Annotated in this window: 1 protein-coding gene; it reads left to right on the top strand. The window is 61.2% G+C overall.

The features are described 5' to 3' along the window. On the top strand, nt 1-3,040 hold a 3,040-nt coding region (locus FPK30_RS08080), incomplete at its 5' end, for an RCC1 domain-containing protein (protein WP_144086057.1). Nucleotides 3,041-3,478 lie beyond the last annotated feature (438 nt).

Raw genomic sequence — 3,478 nt, 5'->3', positions numbered from 1 at the left:
GGCGCTCAGCCCCGACCATGGTCCGGCTTCCGGCGGCACCAGCATCACCATCACACCCCCGAACGCGGACTCACCATCGTTCAGCACGTTGGAAGCCCATGACGACAAGCTGATCGGCGTGACCGGCGATGGGCGCCTATACACCTGGACAACGAACGATAAGACGCCTGTTCAAGTGCCATCACCTCGAGATACGTCTGGCGAGGTGCGATTCACAGCTGGAGTCGTTGGCGATAACAGCTACGCAGCCTTGAGCAGTGACCACCGTATCTACATCTGGAGCAAAGTCGGGGAGACTCCGGCCCTGCTCGACACAGACTCCACGACCTACATCAGCATTGCCATGGCCGCCGATCGCCTCATGGCAGTGGATCAGGATGGCCGTATCCACACATGGACCAGTAAGGACGAGCCAACAGGAAAGGCCATAAGCTTGCCGAGGCAGGCCTTGGCAGTCACGGCTGCTGGCAATGCTGACTGTCTGCTCGCCTTGGACAGCAAGGGCCAAGTCTGGATCTGGAAGCCGGAAGCCATTGACACCGATCAGATCCAACCCGTCAAGCTTGCCAGCCGAATTGTTCAGATATCAGCCATGGATCACGGCTCTATGCTTCTGGACTCAACAGGCCAGACCAGCTATCTGGAAAACGAACAAACCCAACCAGAACCACTGGTCTTGCCCGACCATTCTGCCATCACGGCCATTAGCAGTAACGCTATGCAAGCAACTCTTATAGACTCGAAAGGCCGGGTCTGGGCCTGGAAGCCCGGCGAAGCACCCACACGTGCGGACGACGGGAGCCAGCAGTACTTGCAGGCCATCAAGGCAGACAGCAGGATCACCGCCATCAGCAGGCAGGGCAGCATATACATGTGGAACCTGGGCGGGCAGGGCCAGCCCGGCAAACCGGCCAGACTCGACACCACACAGGCGCCCAACCTGGAATCAGCCAGCATGGACGGCCAGCCGCTCAAACTCTACAAGACCGCCAGCTCCTGGCAGGCGGACATACCCGCCCGCCAGCCGGGACCAGCCGCCATCCTCATCAACGGCAGGCAGGACGGCCAGCCCTTCACCAGGAACCTCAGCTACACGGTCGACCAGCCGCTGACCAGAAGCGCCGAACCACGATCCACGCTTACAGTCCGATTCGACACGGGCGGAGGAAAACCCGAACCAGCAGACCAGAATGTCTCCTATCCATACGGCAGAGTAAAGCGCCCCTCCCATGATCCGGTGCGCGAAGGCTTCCTGTTCGACGGGTGGTTCACCGGGCAAGCCGCCTACGATTTCAGCAAACCCGTTATCCAGAACCTCACCCTCACCGCCAAATGGACCTTCAAAGACCCCAACAACACGTGGAAGATCAACCCCAGTGAGGGCGGTCAGGAGGGCGGGCAGCAGACCGTCATCACACCACCAACCAGCCATAACGGCATCAAATTTAGCCACGTCAGCGCCGGAAGCCTTCATTCGCTGGCCTTAGGCAGCGACGGCAACGCCTACGCCTGGGGATACAACAACCAGGGCCAGCTCGGCGACGGGACAACCACCGAACGGCATACGCCGGTCAGGGTGAAGACGCCCGACCGCAACACGTACCCGGACCTGCCCAAGGATTTCACCTACGTGCAGGTCAGCGCCGGAAGCTCTTATTCGCTGGCCCTCGGTAGCGACGGATACGCTTATGCCTGGGGAAACAACAGACATGGCCAGCTCGGCAACAACACCACCAGCGGGGACGAAGACGCGAATCCTGCTCCTGCGCGCGTGCACGACCCCGCCAGCCCTAATGATGCCAGCAAGGGGCTGAAAGCCATACAGGTCAGCGCCGGAACCGATCATTCGCTGGCCGTGGGCAGCGACGGATACGCCTACGCCTGGGGATACAACAGCGATGGCCGGCTCGGCAACAACACTAAAACAGATTCGTATGTTCCTGCGCGCGTGCGCGACCCTAGCAGCCCCACTGACGCGAGCCAAGGACTGAAAGCCACACAAGTCAGCGCCGGACTAGATCATTCGCTGGCCGTGGGCAGCGACGGATATGCCTACGCCTGGGGAACCAATTGGTTTGGTGGGCTCGGCAACAACACTGTCAGGGATTCGTCCGTTCCTGTGCATGTACGCGACCCCGCCAGCCCTAATGATGCCAGCAAGGGGCTGAAAGCCATACAGGTCAGCGGAGGATGGCAGCATTCGCTGGCCGTGGGCAGCGACGGATACGCCTACGCCTGGGGATACAACAACGTTGGCCAGCTCGGCAACAACACCGGCGGCTACGATGGGTACTATACATATGCTCCGGAGCGCGTGCGCGACCCCGCCAGCCCCACTGACGCGAGGCAAGGACTGAAAGCCACACAAGTCAGCGCCGGATACGGTTATTCGCTGGCCGTGGGCAGCGACGGCAACGCCTATGCCTGGGGAAACAACGATCATGGCAAGCTCGGCAACAACAGCGGCAGCTCTTCGACTGTTCCTGTACGCGTGCGCGACCCTAGCAGCCCCACTGACGCGAGGCAAGGACTGAAAGCCACACAAGTCAGCGCCGGAGCCTATCATTCGCTGGCCCTGGGCAGCGACGGCAACGCCTATGCCTGGGGATGGAACAGCGATGGCAAGCTCGGCAACGACAGCATTCCCACAGAGCTACATAACAGTAAAGCTCAGAGTCTTGTTCCTGTGCCGGTGATGTTTCCTCTGCCGCCGGTGATCACGGGCGTCAGGTTCGACCAGACTGCCGTATCAGGTTTGACGCGCGGCGACGGCAATAGCGTGAGCGTGTTCACGCCCCCGCACCAGCCGGGCATGGTCACCGTCAGCGTGGCCTACACGCTGGGCAGCGCACCCCAGCAACCGGACTCTACCCTCAAGTACACATATACGCCTGCAACGCATACAGGCGTACTCCCCCAGGCAGGCGGGGAAGGCATCCTGCTCATCCTGGCTACGGGTATGACCGGCATGGGCGCAGTGCTGGCCTCACGCCGCCACCGGAAGGAAGCACACCAACTGTCACATGCTTCGCACGAGTAAGAGCGGCCGGGCGGCGTATCAATCCCCCCGCCCCTGGCCCACACAGGGGGAGCAGGGAGGAAACGTGTCATCTAAGGCTCAAACCCCAAGAGAGCCGACACTTCCCTCCCGCGCCCCCACCACACTTCCGCAGGCAGAAGCCGAGGGGCAGGCATGCACGCCCCCGTACCAGCCCGGGAGAGGAGGAAACACGGCCAGGCCGGCCAAGAGGCGTGCAACCTCGCAGCCAGCCCGGCCGCTGTTTTACTTATCAGATCATAAGTCATATAGGCTCGTTCGGCTTCATTAGCAGACTGGCGCTGGGATCCAACTGTGTTTAGGTGAATTGCCGGGGGATTCGACGCTCGGATGGCTGCGTGATACGATTTGCTCATGCGCTGCCCATGGTTGCGGGGGACTGGGTCAGCCAAGCGTTTGAATCCTTTGGGGAGGTTTGTT

The sequence above is a fragment of the Bifidobacterium apousia genome (assembly GCF_007559275.1).
Classification (GTDB): Bacteria; Actinomycetota; Actinomycetes; order Actinomycetales; family Bifidobacteriaceae; genus Bombiscardovia; species Bombiscardovia apousia.
Note: the sequence above shows the minus strand (reverse complement) of the source record. Positions and strands in the feature narration are given on the sequence as shown.